19 protein-coding genes are annotated in these 21,084 nt (G+C 50.2%); 11 read left to right on the top strand and 8 right to left on the bottom strand.

What is annotated here, in order from left to right; genetic code table 11:
• Positions 1-39: 39 nt before the first annotated feature.
• From MON40_RS10545 to MON40_RS10515, 7 genes are all read left to right on the top strand, one after another.
• Positions 40-903 carry a DMT family transporter gene (locus MON40_RS10545; protein WP_003761865.1) on the top strand — a complete coding sequence of 288 codons (864 nt, stop codon included), beginning with the start codon at positions 40-42 and terminating at the stop codon, positions 901-903.
• 100 nt (positions 904-1,003) lie between these two features.
• A complete protein-coding gene (locus MON40_RS10540; RefSeq protein WP_003776680.1) occupies positions 1,004-1,825 on the top strand; it encodes a hypothetical protein in 822 nt (273 codons plus the stop codon).
• Between the two features lie 55 nt (positions 1,826-1,880).
• Complete coding sequence (locus MON40_RS10535; RefSeq protein WP_003776682.1) at positions 1,881-3,107, top strand: chloride channel protein; 1,227 nt, start codon at positions 1,881-1,883, stop codon at positions 3,105-3,107.
• A gap of 375 nt (positions 3,108-3,482) precedes the next feature.
• A complete protein-coding gene (locus MON40_RS10530; protein ID WP_003776684.1) occupies positions 3,483-3,962 on the top strand; it encodes a hypothetical protein in 480 nt (159 codons plus the stop codon).
• Between the two features lie 111 nt (positions 3,963-4,073).
• The gene (purH, locus tag MON40_RS10525) at positions 4,074-5,654 is read left to right on the top strand and encodes a bifunctional phosphoribosylaminoimidazolecarboxamide formyltransferase/IMP cyclohydrolase (protein WP_003776686.1); all 1,581 of its coding nucleotides are present in this window, start codon (positions 4,074-4,076) and stop codon (positions 5,652-5,654) included.
• Between the two features lie 88 nt (positions 5,655-5,742).
• Positions 5,743-6,339 (top strand): DUF6630 family protein, encoded by a 597-nt coding sequence (locus MON40_RS10520; RefSeq protein ID WP_003776688.1) that lies wholly within the window; start codon positions 5,743-5,745, stop codon positions 6,337-6,339.
• A gap of 599 nt (positions 6,340-6,938) precedes the next feature.
• Positions 6,939-7,592, top strand: a complete 654-nt coding sequence (locus MON40_RS10515) for a cysteine hydrolase family protein (RefSeq protein WP_003780593.1) — start codon at positions 6,939-6,941, stop codon at positions 7,590-7,592.
• Positions 7,593-7,941: 349 nt separating this feature from the next.
• On the opposite strand, the gene MON40_RS10510 is transcribed toward MON40_RS10515, so the two are convergent.
• From MON40_RS10510 to fnr, 5 genes are all read right to left on the bottom strand, one after another.
• On the bottom strand, positions 7,942-8,838 hold the full coding sequence (locus tag MON40_RS10510) for an IS3 family transposase (RefSeq protein WP_242925905.1): 897 nt from the start codon (positions 8,836-8,838) through the stop codon (positions 7,942-7,944).
• Positions 8,742-9,092: a helix-turn-helix domain-containing protein gene (locus MON40_RS10505; protein WP_003756620.1), complete on the bottom strand. Its 351-nt coding sequence runs from the start codon at positions 9,090-9,092 to the stop codon at positions 8,742-8,744. The genes MON40_RS10510 and MON40_RS10505 overlap by 97 nt, the downstream gene beginning before the upstream one ends.
• Positions 9,093-9,185: 93 nt before the next feature.
• A complete protein-coding gene (locus MON40_RS10500; RefSeq protein ID WP_003776691.1) occupies positions 9,186-10,778 on the bottom strand; it encodes an L-lactate permease in 1,593 nt (530 codons plus the stop codon).
• Positions 10,779-11,325: 547 nt separating this feature from the next.
• A complete protein-coding gene (locus tag MON40_RS10495) occupies positions 11,326-12,399 on the bottom strand; it encodes an MBL fold metallo-hydrolase (RefSeq protein WP_242925904.1) in 1,074 nt (357 codons plus the stop codon).
• Between the two features lie 79 nt (positions 12,400-12,478).
• The gene (gene fnr / locus MON40_RS10490; RefSeq protein WP_039862757.1) at positions 12,479-13,213 is read right to left on the bottom strand and encodes a fumarate/nitrate reduction transcriptional regulator Fnr; all 735 of its coding nucleotides are present in this window, start codon (positions 13,211-13,213) and stop codon (positions 12,479-12,481) included.
• Between the two features lie 143 nt (positions 13,214-13,356).
• On the opposite strand from fnr, the gene hemN reads away from it, so the two are divergent.
• The 3 genes from hemN to MON40_RS10475 all read left to right on the top strand — a co-directional run bounded on the left by hemN (position 13,357) and on the right by MON40_RS10475 (position 15,717).
• Positions 13,357-14,778 carry an oxygen-independent coproporphyrinogen III oxidase gene (hemN, locus tag MON40_RS10485; protein ID WP_009311138.1) on the top strand — a complete coding sequence of 474 codons (1,422 nt, stop codon included), beginning with the start codon at positions 13,357-13,359 and terminating at the stop codon, positions 14,776-14,778.
• A 131-nt stretch (positions 14,779-14,909) separates the two neighbouring features.
• Positions 14,910-15,242 carry a hypothetical protein gene (locus MON40_RS10480; protein ID WP_003776702.1) on the top strand — a complete coding sequence of 111 codons (333 nt, stop codon included), beginning with the start codon at positions 14,910-14,912 and terminating at the stop codon, positions 15,240-15,242.
• A gap of 211 nt (positions 15,243-15,453) precedes the next feature.
• The gene (locus MON40_RS10475; RefSeq protein ID WP_003761976.1) at positions 15,454-15,717 is read left to right on the top strand and encodes a DUF1289 domain-containing protein; all 264 of its coding nucleotides are present in this window, start codon (positions 15,454-15,456) and stop codon (positions 15,715-15,717) included.
• A gap of 67 nt (positions 15,718-15,784) precedes the next feature.
• On the opposite strand, the gene MON40_RS10470 is transcribed toward MON40_RS10475, so the two are convergent.
• A complete protein-coding gene (locus tag MON40_RS10470; RefSeq protein WP_039862759.1) occupies positions 15,785-17,122 on the bottom strand; it encodes a sodium-dependent transporter in 1,338 nt (445 codons plus the stop codon).
• Between the two features lie 362 nt (positions 17,123-17,484).
• The gene (locus MON40_RS10465) at positions 17,485-18,669 is read right to left on the bottom strand and encodes a calcium-binding protein (RefSeq protein ID WP_242925903.1); all 1,185 of its coding nucleotides are present in this window, start codon (positions 18,667-18,669) and stop codon (positions 17,485-17,487) included.
• 33 nt (positions 18,670-18,702) lie between these two features.
• On the opposite strand from MON40_RS10465, the gene MON40_RS10460 reads away from it, so the two are divergent.
• Positions 18,703-19,550 (top strand): IS630 family transposase gene (locus MON40_RS10460; RefSeq protein ID WP_242925902.1). Its coding sequence is split into 2 segments (ribosomal slippage): positions 18,703-19,018 and positions 19,018-19,550, totalling 849 coding nucleotides; the frame shifts between segments, so codons are not numbered across the junction.
• On the opposite strand, the gene MON40_RS10455 is transcribed toward MON40_RS10460, so the two are convergent.
• The gene (locus tag MON40_RS10455; RefSeq protein WP_242925901.1) at positions 19,543-20,940 is read right to left on the bottom strand and encodes a glycosyl hydrolase family 28-related protein; all 1,398 of its coding nucleotides are present in this window, start codon (positions 20,938-20,940) and stop codon (positions 19,543-19,545) included. The two genes, MON40_RS10460 and MON40_RS10455, sit on opposite strands and share 8 nt — an antisense overlap.
• Between the last annotated feature and the right edge of the window lie 144 nt (positions 20,941-21,084).

Genomic DNA, 21,084 nt, shown 5'->3' with positions numbered 1-21,084 from the left:
CCTTTCATCAGTGCATCCTTTTATCCGACGACTTGAGCCATGATTTACCAAATACTCTCCTTATTGATTTGGGGCAGCTCGTTTATCGCCGCCAAATATACTTACGAGATGCTTGATGCCGCGTTGATGGTCGAGGCGCGGCTGTTGATTGCCGCGTTGATGGTGCTGCCTTCCTGTTACCGCCATTTCGGCAAGATTCCGCGCCGCGAGTGGAAGCCGTTGTTGTGTATCGCCTTTATTAACTACGTCGTGGTGTTGCTGCTTCAGTTTATCGGTTTGAAATACACGTCCGCCGCCAGCGCGATTACCATGGTCGGGCTGGAACCCTTGTTAGTAGTGTTTGTCGGCCATTTCGTTTTTAACGATAAAGCCAAGATTTACCACTGGATTTGCGGGGCAGCGGCGTTTGCCGGCATCGGGATGATGGTGCTGGGCGGTGCGGAAGAGGGCGGCGCGGTCGATTGGTTCGGCTGTTTGCTGATTCTGCTTGCGGGATTCGGTTTCGCCGGCGTGATACGGCCGAGTCAGCAGATGATTGCCCGCATCGGTGCGCCCGCATTTACTTCTGCTTCCATGGCGGCGGCGGCGGTGTTGTGCCTGCCGTTTTCGCTGGTGTTGGCTCAGAGCTATGAAGTCCACTGGTCGTGGGGCGGCGTGCTGTCGGTTTTGTATTTGGGGGTGGGATGCAGTTGGCTTGCCTATCTCTTATGGAACAAGGGCATGAACAAAGTCCCTGCCAATGTCTCCGGCCTCTTGATTTCGCTCGAACCCGTCGTCGGCGTCATCATGGCGGTATGGATTCTGGGCGAACATTTGTCCGCCGTGTCCGCTTTGGGCGTGTTCATCGTCATCGCCGCGACGTTTGTCGCAGGATGGCTGTCGAACAGAGGAAAGAATGCGTAAGGGGTCGTCTGAAAACGTCTAAATCAGGTTTTCAGACGACCTGAGAAGGTACGCGAGTATCTTGTTTTAATGTGGTTTTAAAAATATCAGGAGATTTTCGATGAAATATATGATTGCCCTGTTGCTTGCCGCTAGCCCCGTTTTGGCATCGGCTGCGCCCAATAACGACAAAGCTGCCGTCCAAGCAGCTATTGCCCAGTATTACAACCGACCGCTTGCGGCGCACAACTGTCAGCTTACTGAGCCGCCGAAAGACAGTGAGACAGCATCTGACAATATTATGTATTGTATGAAACCCGTTGCCGACCATAGCGTAACGCGCAACGGTAAAGCCACGCGCTATGTGTTGTACACGGGTTTTGCCTACGATATGAAGCTCAAAGTCAAACGGGACGCGCATGCTTCTTCGGGTCTGGCGGAATTGTTTGTTTTGGAAAAAACAGACGGAAAGTGGGCAATCAAACAACATGGAAGCGATGAAATCGGCGCATGGGGGGATGTGCCGGAGAATAAGGATTGGCGGTTTGTCCAAATGGGTGAGCAAAACTGGGGCTACACTGTCGAATCAGGCTATACAGGTCAGGGCGAAACGATGACCGGAGAAAATTTCCTGTTTACCGATAACAGCAACCGTGTCCGTAAAAGCTTCATTATCAACGGTAGAGATAATGGCGCACATTATGGCAATTGTGATGAATACAAAGGGCGGGAAAAACGTAATTGTGAAAACAGCTATGCCAGCATCGATGCGAAAATTACCTTGGACAAAAGCCGTCCTTCAGTCTCAGGCGTTTGGGCATTAAGCGCAACGGTGAAGGGGGTGGGTGGTAAAAAACGTTATAAAAATCAGAAATATGCGATTCCTTACAACGGCAAGACACACGTTGCGCCGAAAAGCTATCCGCTCAATATTAAATATTGAGGCCGTTTGATTTTTTAACGAAACCGCCGAACCCTGTCTCAAAAACAAAATCCCCATGAAACATACGCACAAACTTTGGATAGCCCTCATCCTCACCGGCATCGTCGGCGGCATGGTCGGCATTGCCTTGACGGAGCTTATGCACTTTATCCAGCACACGGCTTACGGTTACGGCGCGGGCGGCGGGCATGTTTCCTTTCGGGAAGGCGTGGTTCAAACGTCGTCTGAACGCCGCATCCTCGTATTGATTTTGTGCGGCGTCGCGGTAGGGTTCGGCTGGTGGTCGATCAAACGTTTCGGCAGGCCGCAAATCGAAATCAAGGCAGCCTTGAAGCAGCCCTTGCAGGGGCTGCCGTTTTTGACCACCGTTTCCCATGCGCTGCTGCAAATCATCACCGTCGGACTCGGTTCCCCGCTCGGACGCGAAGTCGCCCCGCGTGAAATGACCGCCGCGTTTGCATCCGTCGGCGGCAGGCGTTTGGGTCTGGGCGAAGACGACACGCGCCTGCTGCTCGCCTGCGCGTCAGGTGCAGGTTTGGCGGCGGTCTATAACGTCCCGCTCGCCTCCACACTTTTCATCCTCGAAGCCATGTTGGGCATTTGGACGCAACAGGCAGTAGCCGCCGCATTGCTGACTTCCGTTACCGCCACCGCCGTCGCCCGCATCGGCTTGGGCGATGTGCAGCAATACCATCCCGCCCATCTCGATGTGAACATCCCGCTGCTGTGGTTTGCCGCCGCCATCGGTCCCGTTTTGGGCACAACGGCGGTATGGTTTCAGCGCAGTGCCAAAAAATTTCCCTTCTTCAAGCGCAACGACCCGAAAATCATTCCTTTGGCGATTGCCTTGTTCGCCCTTATCGGCATCGTTTCCGTTTGGTTTCCCGAAATACTGGGCAACGGCAAGGCGGGCAACCAGCTTACGTTCGGCGGCATGACCGACTGGCGGTACAGCTTGGAAATGACCGCCGTCAAATGGTTCGTCGTCCTGCTCGCACTCGCCGCAGGCGCATACGGCGGGCTGATTACCCCGTCCATGATGCTCGGCAGCACCATCGCCTTTGCCGCCGCAGCCGCGTGGAACACATTCTTCCCCGCCATGTCGTCTGAAAGTGCCGCCGTCATCGGCGCGGCGGCTTTTCTCGGCGTTTCCCTCAAAATGCCCCTGACCGCCATAGTCTTCATCCTCGAACTCACCTACGCCCCCGCCGCTCTGCTGATGCCTTTGTGCATCACGATGGCGGGCGCAGTGGCAACGGCAAGGAAAATGGGGTTTGAATAAGCAGGGCGGGGAAAAGGGTCGTCTGAAAACCGTCGGCGCGGGTTTTGTTCGAGCTGTCAGCCGCAGGACGGGCATATCTGAATCGTTAGCCTTATGCAGGCAATAATGACGGAAGGGAACGGCAGAAAGGTCGTCTGAAAATCAATTCAGACGACCTTTTTTCTAGAAAAATTGTCAACAATATTTCCAGAAAACTGCTGCCAAAAACCCGAAACTAGGGGATAATACCGCCCTGAAAATTCATCCCATAATGTTTTGCCAAGATTGAAGACGTATTCTGTCAAACTGACCGCCAGTGTCTTCAAACTTGTATAAGGCAGTTGGAAAACTAAGAAAGTAGCTTATTCACTCCCGATTTTATAGAAAGAAACTGTTATGCAAAAAAAACACCTGATTTTTCTTCTTGCTGCCTTTGCTGCTGCGCCTGTGTTGGCAAAACCTGTTGTTGTTAAGGAAGCGCAACTACTCGGTAAATGGCAGTGCGTTGATGATAATGGAACCCTGAGGACGTTTACTTTTGGCAGTGAGCAAAAAGTAAGCGCGATTGTGGATGCGAATTTTCCTTCACCTGATGATGAAACCCTAGCTTATCGGGTGTTTGCAGACGGTACTTGGACGGTGAACGGAGGAAAAATTGGTTTGAACATTAAAACCACCGATGTTCAAAGACAACATAGCATAGCTAAAATTCGCACCATCCCGTGGCGTAAAGTGGATAAGGAAATGTTTGCTCATTTGAGAAACGATATTGGTGACGCAATTAAATTGCAAATGCAGATTAAAAAAATCGGGAATGACAGCCTAAGCGTCCGTATGCAGGGCGATAGACAAGATATCGCTTGCCGTAAGGTATAAATTTATTGAATTGCTCAAGAGAACGCCATCGGAGCTAAACATCTCATCAAGTTTTGTTTCATTTTTGCGCTAGCAGCGTGTATCGATTAAACCTTCAAAAAAGGAATCCCCATGCCTTCCATCAAACGCGCCCTGATCAGCCTGTCCGACAAAAACGGCGCCGTCGAATTTGCCCAAACCCTGCACAAACTCGGTGTCGAAATCCTCTCCACCGGCGGCACGGCGAAACTGCTGGCCGATGTCGGCATTCCCGTGATTGAAGTCGCCGACTACACCGGTTTTCCCGAAATGCTCGACGGCCGCGTGAAAACGCTGCATCCGAAAATACACGGCGGTATTTTGGGGCGGCGCGATTTGGGCGAACACGTCGCCAAGATGGAAGAGCACGGCATCGGCAACATCGACCTCGTGTGCGTCAACCTTTACCCCTTCGCCGCCACCATCGCCAAGCCTGACTGCACGCTGGAAGACGCGATTGAAAACATCGACATCGGCGGCCCTACCATGGTGCGCTCCGCCGCGAAAAACTGGAAACACGTCGCCATCGTTACCGACACCGCCGACTTCCCCGCCATTGCCGCCGAAATGGAAGCCAACGGCGGCGCGTTGAGCGACAAAACCCGCTTCAATCTGTCGCGCAAGGCGTTCAGCCACACCGCCCAATACGACGGCATGATTTCCAACTACTTAACCTCGCTTTCAGACGACGTGTTGAGCGGCACGCCCGAAATCGGCGAATTCCCCAGCCAGTTCAACCAAAGCTGGATTAAAGTGCAAGACATGCGCTACGGCGAAAACCCGCACCAACGCGCCGCGTTCTACCGCGATGTGTATCCCGCCGCAGGCAGCCTCGCCGCATACAAACAACTGCAAGGCAAAGAATTGTCCTACAACAACATCGCCGATGCCGATGCCGCTTGGGAAGCCGTCAAATCCTTCGACGCGCCCGCCTGCGTGATTGTGAAACACGCCAATCCGTGCGGTGTCGCCGTTGCAGCTGATACATTGACCGCCTACAAACTCGCCTACGCCACCGACACTACCAGCGCGTTCGGCGGCATCATCGCTTTCAACCGCGAAGTGGACGGCGAAACCGTCAAACAGATTACCGATAATCAGTTTATGGAAGTCCTGATGGCGCCGAAGTTCACCGCCGAAGCCCTCGAAATCGCCGCCGCCAAGAAAAACGTGCGCGTATTGGAAGTGCCTCTGGAAGCAGGCGCGAACCGCTTTGAATTCAAACGCGTCGGCGGCGGACTGTTGGTACAAACGCCCGACATCCACCGCATCAGCCGCGCCGATTTGAAAGTCGTCTCCAAACGCCAACCGACCGAGCAGGAATGGAACGATTTGCTGTTCGTCTGGAACGTCGCCAAATACGTCAAATCCAACGCCATCGTGTTCGGCAAAGGCGGTCAAACTTACGGCATCGGCGCAGGCCAAATGAGCCGCGTGGACAGTACCCGCATCGCCGCCCGCAAAGCGCAAGACGCAGGCCTGGACTTAAACTGCGCGTGTGCCGCCTCCGATGCCTTCTTCCCCTTCCGCGACGGCGTGGACGTCATCGCCGAACAGGGCATCAAAGCCATCATCCACCCCGCAGGCTCGATGCGCGATCAGGAAGTTTTCGACGCAGCGGACGAACACGGCATTGCGATGGTAGTAACGGGTATTCGCCATTTTAGGCATTGATTCAAGTTTGATTGAAGTAAAGGTCGTCTGAAAATGTTTAACCGTTTTCAGACGACCTGTTTTTGTATTTTGATATTAGGAACACGACATGGACGAAGCAATTTTCTATCCTGCTACGCCTGAACAAAAAGCGGATTTGTGGGCATTGTTTAAATGGTTGGAAGTGACGGAAGACGATTTGGCTGTTTTGCAGCGGGGCGAATGGGTTTATCAGATTCAAGAAAGCCTTTGGGCTACGTTACGGAAGAGGGGATGGCCTTCAGGGGAGAATGACGATGGTTCCGGTGCGGAGCTGGAACAGGTTAAGAATTTTTATATCCGTGTAGATGAAAATGAAGAGTCAATGGATGACTTGGGGTACGGGGAAGAGTGGGCGGATATCTTCTGCGTCTTGCGCAGATATGGCGCAACATGGTATTCAGATTGGAAATTTGAACCAGAAGAGATGGAAGCGATTGTCCGGAATCTATTAGGTTGGGATGAATGGGAATGGGAATATCCCGAAGAGACTTATAGTGAAGAACTGTTTCCTTATGTACAAGCGGCATTGGAGAGGGATGGTTTGGTGTTGTGTGACGTACCGACCGGTGATGATGGTTACCTGTTTGCGATTTTTTGGCTGGATGATGTCGAAGCAGTACAGGCAACGGCACGACGCTTGGATTTGGAAGTGGAGATTTGTTGATTTGTCCCGTTCGCGATGAGCGGGGGGCGATAATATAGTGGATTAACTTTAAACCAGTACGGCAAGGCGAGGCAACACCGTACTGGTTTAAAGTTAATCCACTATAAAACGCGCAACACGGGTAGAAACTGTGTTGCGCGTTTATTTGTTTGAGTCTGCGCTTGTCGGATGCGGCAAGATTTTTGTGCCGTTTATTTTTGCCGTTGGGGAGCAAAATCAGCTTGCGATAGGGATATTGCCAACAATTTTTCGTTTTCCAGGGGCAGATTTTTCTTTTAAACAACAGTTTTATTCATGGTGTCCCATATTTTGAAAATACAGGGAAATCATGGAATTAATAAAAAATTAATGAATAAAAATAATCGCTTAAAAATGATAATTGATTAGAGTGTTAACCTTAAATACAACAAAAATTATATTTACTGCGAGTATTGTTACAAATCTTAAAATATTTACTAGCTATACAACGATTATCCTGATATTATACCGTTCATCATAAATACACCGATTATCGTTAAATTAAACCATTTGTCTGATCAGTGATTGAACGGAGCAATCCTGATTCTGTTTGCAGAATTAAATATAGAGAGCCATATCTTATGACTATCGTTGCAATCGACATCCAACCGCAATTTCGCTTTACCTGTATGGCTGCTAATGCAACCCATTTTTTGTTGCGTCCGGAAAATATGGTTAATGAACTTAACCGCCAGGCAGCGTTGGCAGATAAAAGGGTTTTAATTGAGAATGTGAGCATTGATCCGGAGAGCATTTGTGCGACCGTCGTCAATCGCAACGGTGTCATGTTTGGTCGACCGTCCGGTTTTTTCAGCCAATGCGCCGGAGGTTGTCGCGGAACGCATCTGCTCCAAGGCTTGCCCTCTCCGGCAGATTACGATCATGCGCTCGAATTAAGCGGTAAACATGTTCACGGTGCTTGTTTTCATGAAGCCAATGAGGCAAACAGCACAGGTCTGTTGGAATGGCTGCACGAACAAAAAGCCGATACTGTCATTATTGGCGGATTGGCCATCGAAGAAACTGTCGCCAATACGGCCAAGCAATTGTCTTGGTACAGCGATAATCTTCATATTATTGTCAATCTCGGTGCCTGCCACGGCTATGCGCCTGAAAGCACCATCGAGACTATCTACCAAATGCGGAAAATGGGCATCACTGTTGCTTCGAATGCCGAAGCCATTCCAGAGCTGATGCGTCGTTTCTCCGGCATAAACCAGGTTAAAGTGTCGTAATCTCTTGCTATTACTCCCAGCTGCAAGAGTTTCTTAGGGTCGCCTTTTGGCGGCCCGTTTTTTATCTGCATTTTTTATAGTGGATTAACTTTAAACCAGGATGGCGTTACCTCGCCTTAGCTCAAAGAGAACGATTCTCTAAGGTGCTGAAGCACCAAGTGAATCGGTTCCGTACTATCTGTACTGTCTGCGGCTTCGTCGCCTTGTCCTGATTTAAATTTAATCCACTATAAATTTAATCCACTATATGATGGTAGGGAAGGGGGTATTGACTAACTGTTTGCTTCATAAAAAAGGTCGTCTGAACATTGAACTGGCCCCCAAATCTTGGACACTCATAAAAGCCTATTCAGGCGCTCTGTGCAAGCTGGGTTCTGTATGCGACAGGACTCAGCTTTTTCAATTTCAAACTGCAACGCTCCCGGTTGTAGTAATCCATATAGTCATCTATCTGCTTCATCAATTCATCTACCGTCAATTCACCTGCGTTATAGAAACACTCCGTCTTTAACACCGCAAAGAAGCTTTCCATCGGCGCATTGTCCCAACAGTTCGCCTTTCGCGACATGCTTTGAACCATGGAATACTCCGCAAGCAATTCCCTATACCCCGCCGTACGGTACAGCACACCTTGGTCCGAATGCAGCATCGTTCCTTTAGCAGTCAGACGGGGGGCGGCTTTTTCGAGCATTTCCTTCACCATTTCGCTGTCGGCTCTGCGGCTCATGGCGTAGGCGACGATTTCTCGGTTGAACAAGTCCAATATCGGCGAGAGGTACAGTTTGCCGTCCTTTCCTTTGAGTTCGGTCACGTCGGTCAGCCATTTTTCGTTAGGCTTTTCAGCTTTGAATAGGCGTTTGAGGAGGTGTTCCGATATTTCGCCCATGGCGGGATGGCGGTAGGCTTTTTTCGCCCGTATGAGGGCTTTCAGCCCTAGCTGCCTCATCAACCGCGCCGCTTTTTTGCGGTTCCAACCCAATGCTGCGGCAATGCGCCTTTGTCCGTAGCGTCCTTTATGCCGCCGGTAGGTTTCGACAAGGAGGGCTTTGTCGGCTGCGTCGGTGTCGGGCTGGTCTTGGTGGTGGTAGTAAAAGCTGCTTTTGGGCAGGTTTGCGATGTGCAGCAGGTATTTGAGCGGGTGTTGCGCCCTCAGTGTTTGGACGGTTTGGCTTTGTCCTTTGCGGTCTGCTTTTGGCTGAGGGCTTTTAACTCCTTTAGGTAGGCGACCTCTGCGCGCATATAGCACAGTTCTTCAATAAGCTCTGCCTGTGTTTTTTCTTGGTCGGGTTTATCTGCGATGAAGGGGTTTTTGCGGTGTTGGGGCATGGTTTTGGATTGGGGATGTTCGAGTGCGCCGATACCGCCTTCTTGATAGGCGCGTATCCATCGTCTCAGGTGGGTTCGGGAAATGCCGTAGTGGTCTGCGGTACGTTGTTGGCTGCGTATATGCAGGTAGTGGAGTACGGCTTGGTATTTGAAGTGTAATGTATATTTGCTCATAAAAAAACTGCACCTTGTGAGTTGGAGGGGATGTGTCCAACTTTTGGGGTGCAGTTCACATTTTTTCAGACGACCTTTTACGTTACAAGGTGCTTACCTTAGAGGGAAGAAAATAATTGCTATGGCGACAGCAATCACACCGTAAATCGCCATGGGGATGACGGTTTTCTTGATAATCGCACCTTCGGCGTTTTTCACGTCCAGTACGGTACATACGGCGATGATGTTGTTGATGCAGACCATGTTGCCCATTGCGCCGCCGACGGATTGCAGGGCGAGAATGAGGGTCACGGACAGGCCGGTATCAAGGGCGATTTGTTGCTGAATCGGGCCGAATGTCAGGTTGGATACGGTGTTCGAACCGGAGAAGAATGCACCGATAGCGCCAAGGTAAGGGGAGAAGTAAACCCAGTGTTCGCCTGCCATTGCGGCAAACTCTTTACCGATGATTTTCACCATGGAGTCGTCGCCGCCAACCATCATCAGTTGAACCATAATCAGCGCGCCCATCAAGGCAAGCAGCGGTTTTTTGGTTTGGTTGAACGTTGCAGCGTAGAAAGCCCATGCATCTTTGAATTTGGTTTTATAAAGCAGGATACAAATCCAAACGGTAAAGACAAACGGAATCCATGCGGGAACGTAGAGGGTTTGGTAAGACGCATTGACACCTTGTCCGAAAATATTGCCGAAGGTAATGGTCAAAGAGTCGCTGACGGTGATTTTGCTCAAATCAAACGGCAGTTGGAAGCTGAACCATTCTTCTTTGCTGGTTAGCAGGCCTTTGATGCCGAGCTGTTTGATACGGGTAACCACCAGCATACCGATCAGCATACCCAGGGGGGCAAGTGCTTTGGCGACTTGGGCGAAAGGTACTTTTTCGGCATTCGGGTCTTTCGGATGGTCTTTGCTCAAACCCCAGCCGTGGTTGGCGGCGAATACGGATACCATCAGGCCGATTGCGCCGGCAACGAGTGATGGGAATTCTTCATTGACCATCGCCAATGCAACATAAGGAATGGTACAAGAGAAAACGGCGATACCGATGAAGCCCAAGTTTTTACGGATTTCAGACCAAGGCACGATGAAGCTCAAGCCGATGACTGGGATGACGAAACCTGCGAAGAAGTGCATCACGCCGGTTTGTCTGCCGATGGCAAGGATGTTTTCGGCACTCAGGTTTAATGGTGCGAAACCGAACCAAGTCGGCGTACCCACCGCGCCGAAAGATACCGGCACCGAGTTCATGACCAGCGTAAAAATCGCCACTTTCAACGGGTTGAAACCCAGGCTCATCAGAATCGGGGCGGCAATCGCAGCAGGCGTACCGAAGCCGGATGCACCCTCAATCATAAAGGCGAACGACCAGCCGATAATCATCAGTTGCGCCACAGGATTCGGGCTGATGGTCGCCAGCCATTTGCGGATAATATCGATACAGCCGGTGGTTTCCATCATACGGTTGAACATGATCGCACCGAAAATCACGGTAATCGGCGTCAGTGTGGAAACCAGGCCGGACGCTGCGGTTGCGTTGAGCAGCATAGCGTCGTCTTTGAAATAAAACAGCTTGATGGCGTAAATCAGCGCGGCGGTAATCGGCAGCGCGATGTAGGAAGGCATACTGTTTTTCTTAACCATCAGCCAAATCAGCAGGATGATGGGAAAAATGCTGAGGAATAGTGCCATGGTGAATCCTTAAATCGGCGTTGTTTATCAATTTTTATCATGATGTCGGATGCGGGAGAGATACCGAACCTTAATCTGAGAGTAATTACCAAATAAATTGGTAATACCAATTCAAAAGAATGCCGCATACTTTACGTAATACGATGTAATCGGTCAAGTGATTTATACGCGAACCGCGCGTTGCAAAATAAGGTTTTCGGCTGAGGGGAAATTAGTTTTTTATTATCAGAATATTGCAAAACGGATAAATGGGAGAAGGGGAAGAGTGTTGGAAATGCTGCAACAGGTAAATTCAAAAAAGGTCGTCTGAAAACAGCTTCCGCTTCGTCGGTATAGTGGATTAAATTTAAATCAGGACAAGGCGACGAAGCCGCAGACAGTACAGATAGTACGGAACCGATTCACTTGGTGCTTCAGCACCTTAGAGAATCGTTCTCTTTGAGCTAAGGCGAGGCAACGCAACGCCGTACTGGTTTAAAGTTAATCCACTATATTTATGACTTGATGGAACTTGCTGTATTTGTTTTCAGACGACCCCTGGGCAGCTTTATTGTAAAGGTTCGGCAAACCAGTCTTGCGTGGCGGTATCGGCATCGAAGACTTGCCCCATTAGAGGGGTCAGCGGACTTACGCCCAAGCTGCGTGCCAGCGGGAGGCTTTGCAGCAGGGGTTCGTTCCAAGCGTGCAGTGCCATGGCGTAGGCGCCCCAGTGGATGGGCATGAAGCGTTTGGGAGCAAGCTGTGCGGCATAGCGGGCGGTTTGCTCGGGGAAGAGGTGATTGTTGGGCCAATGTTCGCTGTATTGCCCGTTTTCGATGAACGCGATATCGAACCCGTTGAATTTTTCGGCGATTTTGTCGAAATGGCTGCCTTGTGCCGAGTCGCCGTGAAAATAGAATTTTTCGCTGCCGTGTTCGATGGCAAAGCTGGACCACAGGGCTTGGTTGTGGTCGGTCAGGGTTCGGGATGAATCGTGGCGGGCAGGTAGTGCGGTGTAGCGGATGCCGTTGCGTTCGGTACTTTGCCACCAATCGAGTTCGGTAATGCGCTCTTGCGGCACGCCCCATTTTTTCAGCAGTACGCCCATGCCGAGTGAGACGATGAAATGGCTGTTGCCTTTTGAATTGAGTGCCTGCACGCTGTCTTTTTCGAGGTGGTCGTAGTGGCTGTGTGAAATCAGGATGACATCGACGGGCGGCAGTTCGTCGATTTCTGCGGGGGCAGGCTGGAAGCGTTTCATGGTGATGGGGATGGGGGAGACGGAATTGCCGAAAACGGGGTCGGTAATGATGGTTTGCCCGCCGATCCGCATCAATAGGGTAGAATGCCCGAACCAGACGAAGCGGCTTTTCCTTTCGGGTGCGGCGAGGAAGGTTTGCCAATCAGGTTTGACGGTAGGCAGAGGTTTGGGCGGGTGCGTTGCCTGCGGGTCGGTCAGGATCTTCCAAAATGCGCCGGTCAGGCCGGTCGGTTTCTGCTGAGGTTCGGGGTTGAAGAAGGTTTGCGTTTTCGGGTCGTAATGGTCGCTTGCGGGGTAAACGGGATGTTGGTCGGGATAGAGCCAGTAGGCGAGCAGGGCGCAGACAGCGGTCAAGGCAATGAGTTTTTTCTTGTGTTTCATAATTGGTTTTTATGAAGAAGGTCGTCTGAAAATTTTTCAGACGACCTTGGATTCTGTTTGAAAATAGTCTCGGTATCCATCAGATGGCGTGCGAACAGCCGGACACCATTTTTTTGAGGGCTTGCGAGTCGAGGATTTTGATGTGCTTGTGTTCGACCGAAATCAAGCCTTCGTGGTGGAACTTGGACAGCGTGCGGCTGACGGTTTCAAGTTTCAGCCCCAAATAGCTGCCGATTTCTTCGCGCGACATCCGCAGGATGAAATCGTTGGCGGCAAATCCGCGCGAGTAAAGGCGTTGGGACAGATTGAGCAAAAACGCCGCCAGACGCTCTTCGGCGCGCATATTGCCCAAAAGCAGCATCACGCCTTGGTCGCGCACGATTTCGCGGCTCATTAATCTGAAAAAATGGCTTCTCAGGCTGGGGATGTTGTGTCCCAGTTCTTCGATGTGGGTAAAGGGCAGCTCACACACTTCGCTGTCTTCCAAAGCCACCGCGTCGCAGCTGTGGACATGGGAGCAAATGCCGTCCATGCCGATGAGTTCGCCGGACATAAAAAAGCCGGTAACCTGATCGCGACCGTCCTGACTGGCAACCGTGGTTTTGAAAAAACCGGCACGGATGGCAAACAGCGACGCGAAAGGCTCACCGGTGCGGAACAGACATTCACCCTTCTTCAAGCGGCGGCTCTGTCGGATGACCGCGTCCAATTGTGCAAACTCATTGGGCAAAAGCCCGACAGGCAGGCAGAGTTCACGCAGCGAACAGGAAGAACACAGGGTTTTCATCTGATGCATAGCATTGTGTGTGGTCATAAAACACCCTTAAAATTAAGGTTTTTATCCTGTCATGATTACGTAAGTTATTGACACATATCAAGACAGGTTTATCATACTGTGGCATTCTACCAAACTATCCGAAAATTGCCTAACATCATTACTCTAATCACGCACACGCCATGAAAGTAATACCGATACAAAATAATCACAATAGAAACAATGACAAGCCTGAGTTCGATCGCGAACTCATCGCCAGCCTTCCTTCCAGCGGTCCGCGCTACACTTCCTACCCGACAGCCGACCGTTTTCATGACGGATTTCGCGAAGCCGAATATATCAATGCCTTGAATCAGCGCGGTATGGGGGCTTTGAACAAGCCCCTTTCGCTTTATATCCACATCCCCTTCTGCAACACCATCTGTTACTACTGCGGCTGCAATAAAATCATCACCAAAGACAAAAGCCGCGCCGATGCCTACATCGAATACCTTGAAAAAGAAATGGAGCTGCTCGCCCCGCATCTGGGCGGACGGCATCAGCTCGCCCAACTGCACTTCGGCGGCGGTACACCGACTTTCTTGAGCGACGACCAAATCGAACGCGTATTCCGCATGATACGCAAACATTTCCAACTTATCCCCGGCGGCGAATACTCCATCGAAATCGACCCGCGCAAAGTCAGCCGCGAAACCGTCCTCATGCTCGGCAAGCTCGGTTTCAACCGCATGAGCGTCGGCATTCAGGACTTTGATCCCAAAGTGCAGGCAGCGGTCAACCGCATCCAAAGCTACGACGAAACCAAAGAAGTCATCGATGCCGCCCGCGAAGCTGGATTTAAATCCGTCAGCGTCGATTTGATTTACGGCCTGCCGCATCAAACCGCCGAAAGCATCAAAACCACCATCGACACTGTCTTGTCGCTCGATCCCGACCGCCTTGCCCTTTATCACTACGCCCATCTGCCGCATATCTTCAAGCCGCAACGCCGCATCGATACCGAAGCCGTTCCCGGCAGCGAAGAAAAACTCGATATGCTGCAATACTGCGTTCAAACCCTGACCGAACGCGGCTACGTCTTCATCGGTATGGACCATTTCGCCAAACCCGATGACGAACTTTCCATCGCCCTCAAAGAAGGCTTCCTCCAGCGCAACTTCCAAGGCTACTCGACCTACGCGGACTGCGATTTGGTCGCCATCGGTGTATCTTCCATCGGCAAAATCGGCAGCACCTACTCCCAAAACGAACGCGACATCGACGCCTACTATGCCGCGCTTGATGCAGGACACCTGCCCATCATGCGTGGCTACCAGCTCAATCAGGACGACCTTTTGCGCCGCAATATCATCCAAGATTTGATGTGCCGCTTCGCCTTGGATTACCGAATCTACGAAAGCGTATTCGGTATTCCGTTCGACCGCTATTTCAAAGACGAACTTGCCGACTTGGAACAACTCGCCTCCCTCGGACTCGTCCGCCTGAAACCGCACGGGATGACCGTTACCCCCAAAGGCCGCTTCCTGATACGCAATATCGCCATGGTGTTCGACTACCACCTGCGCCATAGGGAAACCAAAGCCCAATATTCGCAAACGGTGTAAAGAGGAATAGCAAAGGTCGTCTGAAAATTTTCAGACGACCTTTGTTTTTATTTTCAAGACTTTCGGGTAACATCAAACCATATTTGCCGGTTTGCCGTAATTCAAAGTCAATTTGTTCCAGATACGCCCATATGATTACCGAACAGCAAAACGATATCCTCAGCATCAATCAAGTGCAGCTTCTCCTTGCTGAAAAGCGCACGGCACTTGCTGTCATGCGCACGGGTATTGCTGTTTTTGCGCTGCCGTTGTCTATTTTCAGTGCCTTGATTGCGACATCGAAATGGTACGAGGCTGTGGATGTTTGGCCTTTGCTTGTGTTGGTCAGTTTGATGAACATCAGTTTGATTTTTTTCTCGGTCTATCTGATAACCCGATCGCTCCGTAGAATGCACCAATACGACCGAATGATTGCCGATATCAAATACAACAATCAGTCTTTGCGTAAACTGCTTGAGTCATAAAATCCAGACGGTTGGGGTAGGGCATAGGTCGTCTGAAAATCAAATTGATTTGTTCTTAAAACGGGCTATAGTAAAATTCTTACGCGTTCTGTCGTTTATTGTCTTACGTCTTATATAAACCCTACGAGATGTACTTGTCGTGTTTGAACGGAAACGGACGCAGTCGGATTTTTGGTTCGCGTCGACCTCTTTTCACAAACGTTTTTAAAATATGGAACAACCTGATTTTTTCCCCATCCCCAGCCCCTGTATCGGCGTCTGTGAAGCCAATGCCAAAGGCTATTGCAAAGGCTGCCTGCGCAGCCGCGAAGAAAGGCTGTATTGGCAAAAAATGACCGATGATCAAAAGCATCAGGTCATGCGTCTTCTCAGTATGAGGAAAACCAAAATCCGCAACCGCCAGCTCGATGCCATGGCAGCGCCCGAAGTCGGTGTGGAGGCGCAGAGCGGGTTTTTGTTTGAGGATGAGGGATAAGGTAATGAGTCATAAAAAAGGACGGTTTGCATTCCGTCCTTTTTTATTTGCCAAAAATAGTGGCAAATCAAATGATTTGGAGAGAATTGATGAAGACCACGATAATGGCAATCGGAGCGATGTAGCGCAACGCGCCCAGCCACAGATATAGAAGCGTTTTCGGTACGGTACTGCCCATGCCGGCATTGGTTAAAACGGATTGCCTGTCTTGAATCCAGCCGGTAAAGATGGAGATGCTTAATGCGCATAGCGGCATAATGATGGCAGTAATAATGTAGTCCCATAAATCAAAAATAGATTTATTGAAAATAAGCACATCGCTCCATACGCCGAATGATAGGGCAGAAGGGATGCCGACAATAAAGATGGCAATGCCGATAACCCAAGTGTGCCGGCTGCGTTTGCGTTCATCTTGGCGGATGGTTGCCGCAATGACGGTTTCCAGCATGGAAAACGCTGAAGTCAGCGTGGCAAAGACAACCAACATCATGAACACGGCAAACAGATAGTTGCCGGACGGAATTTTCATGAATACGGCAGGCAAGACCACGAAAATCAAACCGGGACCTTGGCTGGGCGTGGCACCCAATGCAAATACCGCCGGAAAGATGACCAGGCCTGCCAGCAGCGATACCAGCAGGTTCATCCACATAATGATATTGCCCGAGCGGAACATATCCTGATCTTTACCCAAATACGAGGCGTAGGTGATCATTGCCGATACGCCGATACTCAACGCAAAGAAAGCCTGACCCAGCGCGGTCAGCATCGTTTCCGATTTGATTTTCGACCAATCCGGTTTCAATAAAAAACTGACGCCTTCCATCGCGCCGGGCAAGGTCAGCGAGCGGATTGCCAAAACGATAAACAAAATAAACAATGCAGGCATCAGATAGCGGTTTGCTTTTTCAATGCCGTCAGAGATTCCGCCTTTGACCACCCAAATGGTAATCAGCATGAACAGCCCCTGATAAAGAATCGAACTTGTCGGGTTGGAAATTGTTTTTTCGAATAGGGCGCCAAAATCAACGTTCGGGGCAATTTCGCCGGTGAAGCTGTGTACGACATAATTCAAAACCCAGCCGCCGACTACGCTGTAAAACGACAATAAAATGAAGCACGCCGCCACACCGATCCTGCCGACCCAAGGCCAAAGTGAACCGGGACGCAGGGTTTTGAACGAATCGATGGCGTTTTTACCGCCTGTGCGTCCGATATAAAACTCGGCAAGCTGTACCGGCAACGCCACGATAATCGTGAAGATGACAAACAGAAGGACAAAGATTGCCCCGCCGTTCGTACCGGCGGTATAAGGGAATTTCCAAATCGCGCCCAAACCGATGGCAGAGCCTGCCGCGGCAAGGACGAAACCGATTTTGGAAGACCAAGAGGATGAATGACTCATAGCGGGATATGTTGAGAAATAAAATTGGCTGAATTGTAACAAAGCGTAGTCGGGGATAATACTGGATGGCGGACGCGGTGGAAAATAACGCATGGATGGTGCGTAGAACGATAAGCTTTTGGCGTGAATTTTTTAAATGGCTATGATTTGAGAAATGATTTAAATTAAAATGTGTAAAAAAAGATATTTTGTGCCAAAAATTGAGAGGGGTCGTCTGAAAGCCGGTTCAGACGACCTCTTGTTTATACGGATAGCGTGAACATTTCAGCCTGACTTCGGCATACAGTTACATCAGCCTGATATCCTGCGGGGGTGTGGAATTCAGGATCAAACCACACGCCTCCTAAATTTCCATCAGGCCGCTATAAAATTGTCGGTTGCGTTACGGCATCGTAGTGCTGCACGTTTGCCGTATCGGAACTGTAACTAAAGCTGCCGACTCCGCTGTTGACCGTTTCAAACCCGCCGGTTTGACCGCTTGCCGACAGTTTGTCCAGCAGGGTTTCTACGGTAAATGTCCCTTCGTCAAATCGGAATTCTCCGACAGCAGCGGTGTTGCTGCCTTTGAGATATTGGTTGTCGATGGTGATTTTGCCGCCTGAGTTGGCAATGGTGATTTTCCAATCGATTGAACCGTTTGCGTCGGTGCTTGCATGGATATGCAAATCCTTGACGGCGATGCCTTGTCCGAATTGGAGGGCGTTGTTGCCGTGATTGTCGGAAATGGTGTCGTGTCCCTCTCCGAAGCAGAAGACATAGGTATCATTCCCTGCGCCGCCATACAGGATATCGTCGTTTAAACCGCCAAACAGTAAGTCGTCGCCTGAGCCGCCATACAGCACGTCTTTGCCCGACTCGCCATAAAAGACATCGTTGTTTTCGCCGCCGAACAACGTATCATTGCCCGCCCCACCATTGAGATGGTCGTCTCCACCGTTGCCGAAAATCACATCGTTTCCCGAATCTCCATTGACGGTATCTCTGCCGTCGCCGCCTCTGACGATATCGTCGCCATCGCCGCCACTGATGAAGTTGGTTCCACCGCTGACGAATACGGTATCGTTGCCGCCACCGGCATAAATGTTGTCGTCGCCGCTTTTGCCGTCAATATGGTCTATGCCGTCTGTGCCTTTGATGCTGTCGCTGCCTGCCGTGCCTGTAATATAGGTAACGCTGACGGATTTGAAGCCGGTGGTTTCGTTGGCGTAATAATAATTTTGATCGGGAATATTGCTGAGTTCCTGACGGGTAATGGAGGTAACTTTTTCCGGATGATCAACGGCGGACGGGGCAGAAACCGCCGCATTTCCGATGATGTTGTTGCCGGATAGGGCGATGCCTTTGCCGTTTGAAATCGGCAATGTTTTAGTGATGGCTGTGTCGGACAGGTTGTCGGCGATGATGTTGTTTTCGACTTTGACGTTTTTGATTGCGCCATGCTCTTCTTCAAAGTCGATAGAGCCTTTTTCGCGTCCGTATGTGTCGGCGCGGGTACCGTTGCCGATTAACAGATTGTCCCGAACCGAAATATAGTCAATTAAAAACAAAATGGTACAATACTCAATTTTTAAGGTCTAACCATGGCATACTCTGCGGACTTAAGAAACAAAGCTTTAAACTATTACGAACAATGCAAAAACATCAGCCAAACCGCAGCAACGTTTAACTTGTCAAGAAACACGCTTTACCTGTGGATTCGCCTTAAAAAACAAACAGGCAGCCTAAAACATCAAGTTACCGGTCTAAATGCCGTCAAATTGGATAGGCAAAAACTGGCTCAATATGTTGGGCAACATCCGGATGCCTATCTGCATGAAATCGCCAAACATTTTGATTGTACGCCAGCCGCCGTTTGCTATGCACTCAAACAGATGGGGATGACGCGCAAAAAAAGACCACCACTTACAAAGAACAAGACCCGGTCAAAGTGACGCATTATTTGACACAACTGGCCGAATTTCCCGACTACCAACGTGTTTATTTGGATGAAACAGGATTTGACCGCTACCTGTTCCGTCCCTATGCCCGCAGCCCGAAAGGGCAAATAGTGAAAGCGCAGATAAGTGGAAAAAGATACCGACGCTTATCTCTGGTGTCCGCACAAGTCGGCAACCGGCTGATTGCTCCGATGGTTTATCAAAATACGATGACCGGAGTCTTTTTTGAAGCGTGGTTTCAGCAATGCCTACTGCCCGCATTGACTCAAAAATCGGTGATTATTTTAGATAATGCGCGATTTCACCGTATGGGTGTCTTACGGGAAATGGCGGAAAAATGGGGACATAAGGTATTGCCTCTTGCACCTTATTCACCTGAGCTCAACCCGATTGAGAAGGTGTGGGCGAATATTAAGCGGTATCTGCGAACCGTATTGTCTGATTACGCCCGATTTGACAATGCGTTACTGTCCTATTTTGATTTTAATTGACTATACCTTTTTTGTTCAGGTCAAAATTGTGTCCTTGGAAAACGGTGTTGAGGCGTATGCCCGACCATGCGGCATTGTCGCGAATCAGGTTGCCGGCTACTTCATGTCCGGCGCCACCGAAGATGCCGATGCCTGCTGCGCGCCAGCCGAGTTCGACGGTATTGTTCAGAAAACGGTTGTTTTCGGCTACTTTGGATTCTGTTTGGTCTGCAATGCTCGACCATGTCGCCAGACCGTCGTCACCGTTGCCTCGGATGTTGGAATTGATGACGGTCGAATGGCTGGTTCCCTGTGCAAAATTAATGCCGTCTGCGAGATTGTTCCTGATGAGGGCGTTGGAGGCGGTCAGTCCGTCTGTGTAGTGCAGTGGGTGTTCATTGTCCACTTTGGCGTAATCGCCGGTCCAGATGCCTACTTCAAAATGCTCAATGGCGATGTCGTGGATGGACGAGCCTTTGCCCAAAGTGCCGGAAATGCCTTTGTAGTTGGCTTGTTGGTGGAAACGGGATGTCAAATTTGAATCCATCGACAGATTGCCGAAATCAATATTATTGCTGCCGTGTTCAAACACGATGCCGCCGCCTTTTTTCACTGTGCCGTTTTCAAAAACGGGCGGTTCCTCGCTCGTGAAATGCAGTTTGGTATGCCACCTGCCGGCGCCGCCGATGCTGATTCCTTTAGGGGCATAGATGTGGAGCTGGTGGTCGAAATCAAACTGCCCTTCGGGAATGTAAATGGATTTTCCGGAGGTTTTTGCCGATTCGATTGCCTCCGTCAGGGCTTTTGAATCATCGATTCCGTCGTTTGCTTTTGCGCCGAAATCGGTAATGCTGACACTGTTTGCGGGCTGTTTGATTGCGGCAGGGGCTTTTTCCAATTCAACGAAGTCGATACCGACCGGGGTGTTGCCTGATTTGTTGACGATGGTAACGGTATCGCCGCTTTGGATGGATGTATTTTTCAACAGCGTACCTACTTCGTCGAACTGGAAGCGGGCGACACGGTCGGCAGCAGGCGTATCGTGGATTTTGATGTCTTCGCCTTTGTGGTGCTCATAATTTTCCAAATACTGCCAGTTGTGTTTTGATGATAAATCAAGGTTGGCTACGGGTTTGCCGTTTACTTGGATTTCAACTTTGCCGGTTGCCCCGTCGGGAACGGTATAGCGGAGGGTGGAGGCATCCGCATCCGCCTTTGCTGTAAACGAAACGGCGGCATTGACCGGCAGGTCAACGTAAGACTGTTTGCTGGCTTCGTGGGCAGTGGAGTGTGTGGAAGAGGCTTTTTTGACTGTTGCACCTGCTGAGAGTGTACCCTGGTCGGCTTCATAAGTCGTGTATGCGGCTTTGGCACCGTAGCGGGAGGGATCGTAGGTAACAGTTTCTGACATTAATATGTTCCTTTTGAAATGATCTGTCATTTTGAACGGTAAAACATAATAGGCAATGCAACCGCTGAAAAGTTCTATTTCGATTTAAAAGGAAACGTCGTCTGAAAGTGGGGATCGCTCAGAAGGGTTGTAGATGATGTGTCC

The sequence above is a fragment of the Neisseria macacae ATCC 33926 genome (genome assembly GCF_022749495.1).
In the GTDB taxonomy this organism is placed as follows: domain Bacteria; phylum Pseudomonadota; class Gammaproteobacteria; order Burkholderiales; family Neisseriaceae; genus Neisseria; species Neisseria macacae.
Note: the sequence above shows the minus strand (reverse complement) of the source record. Positions and strands in the feature narration are given on the sequence as shown.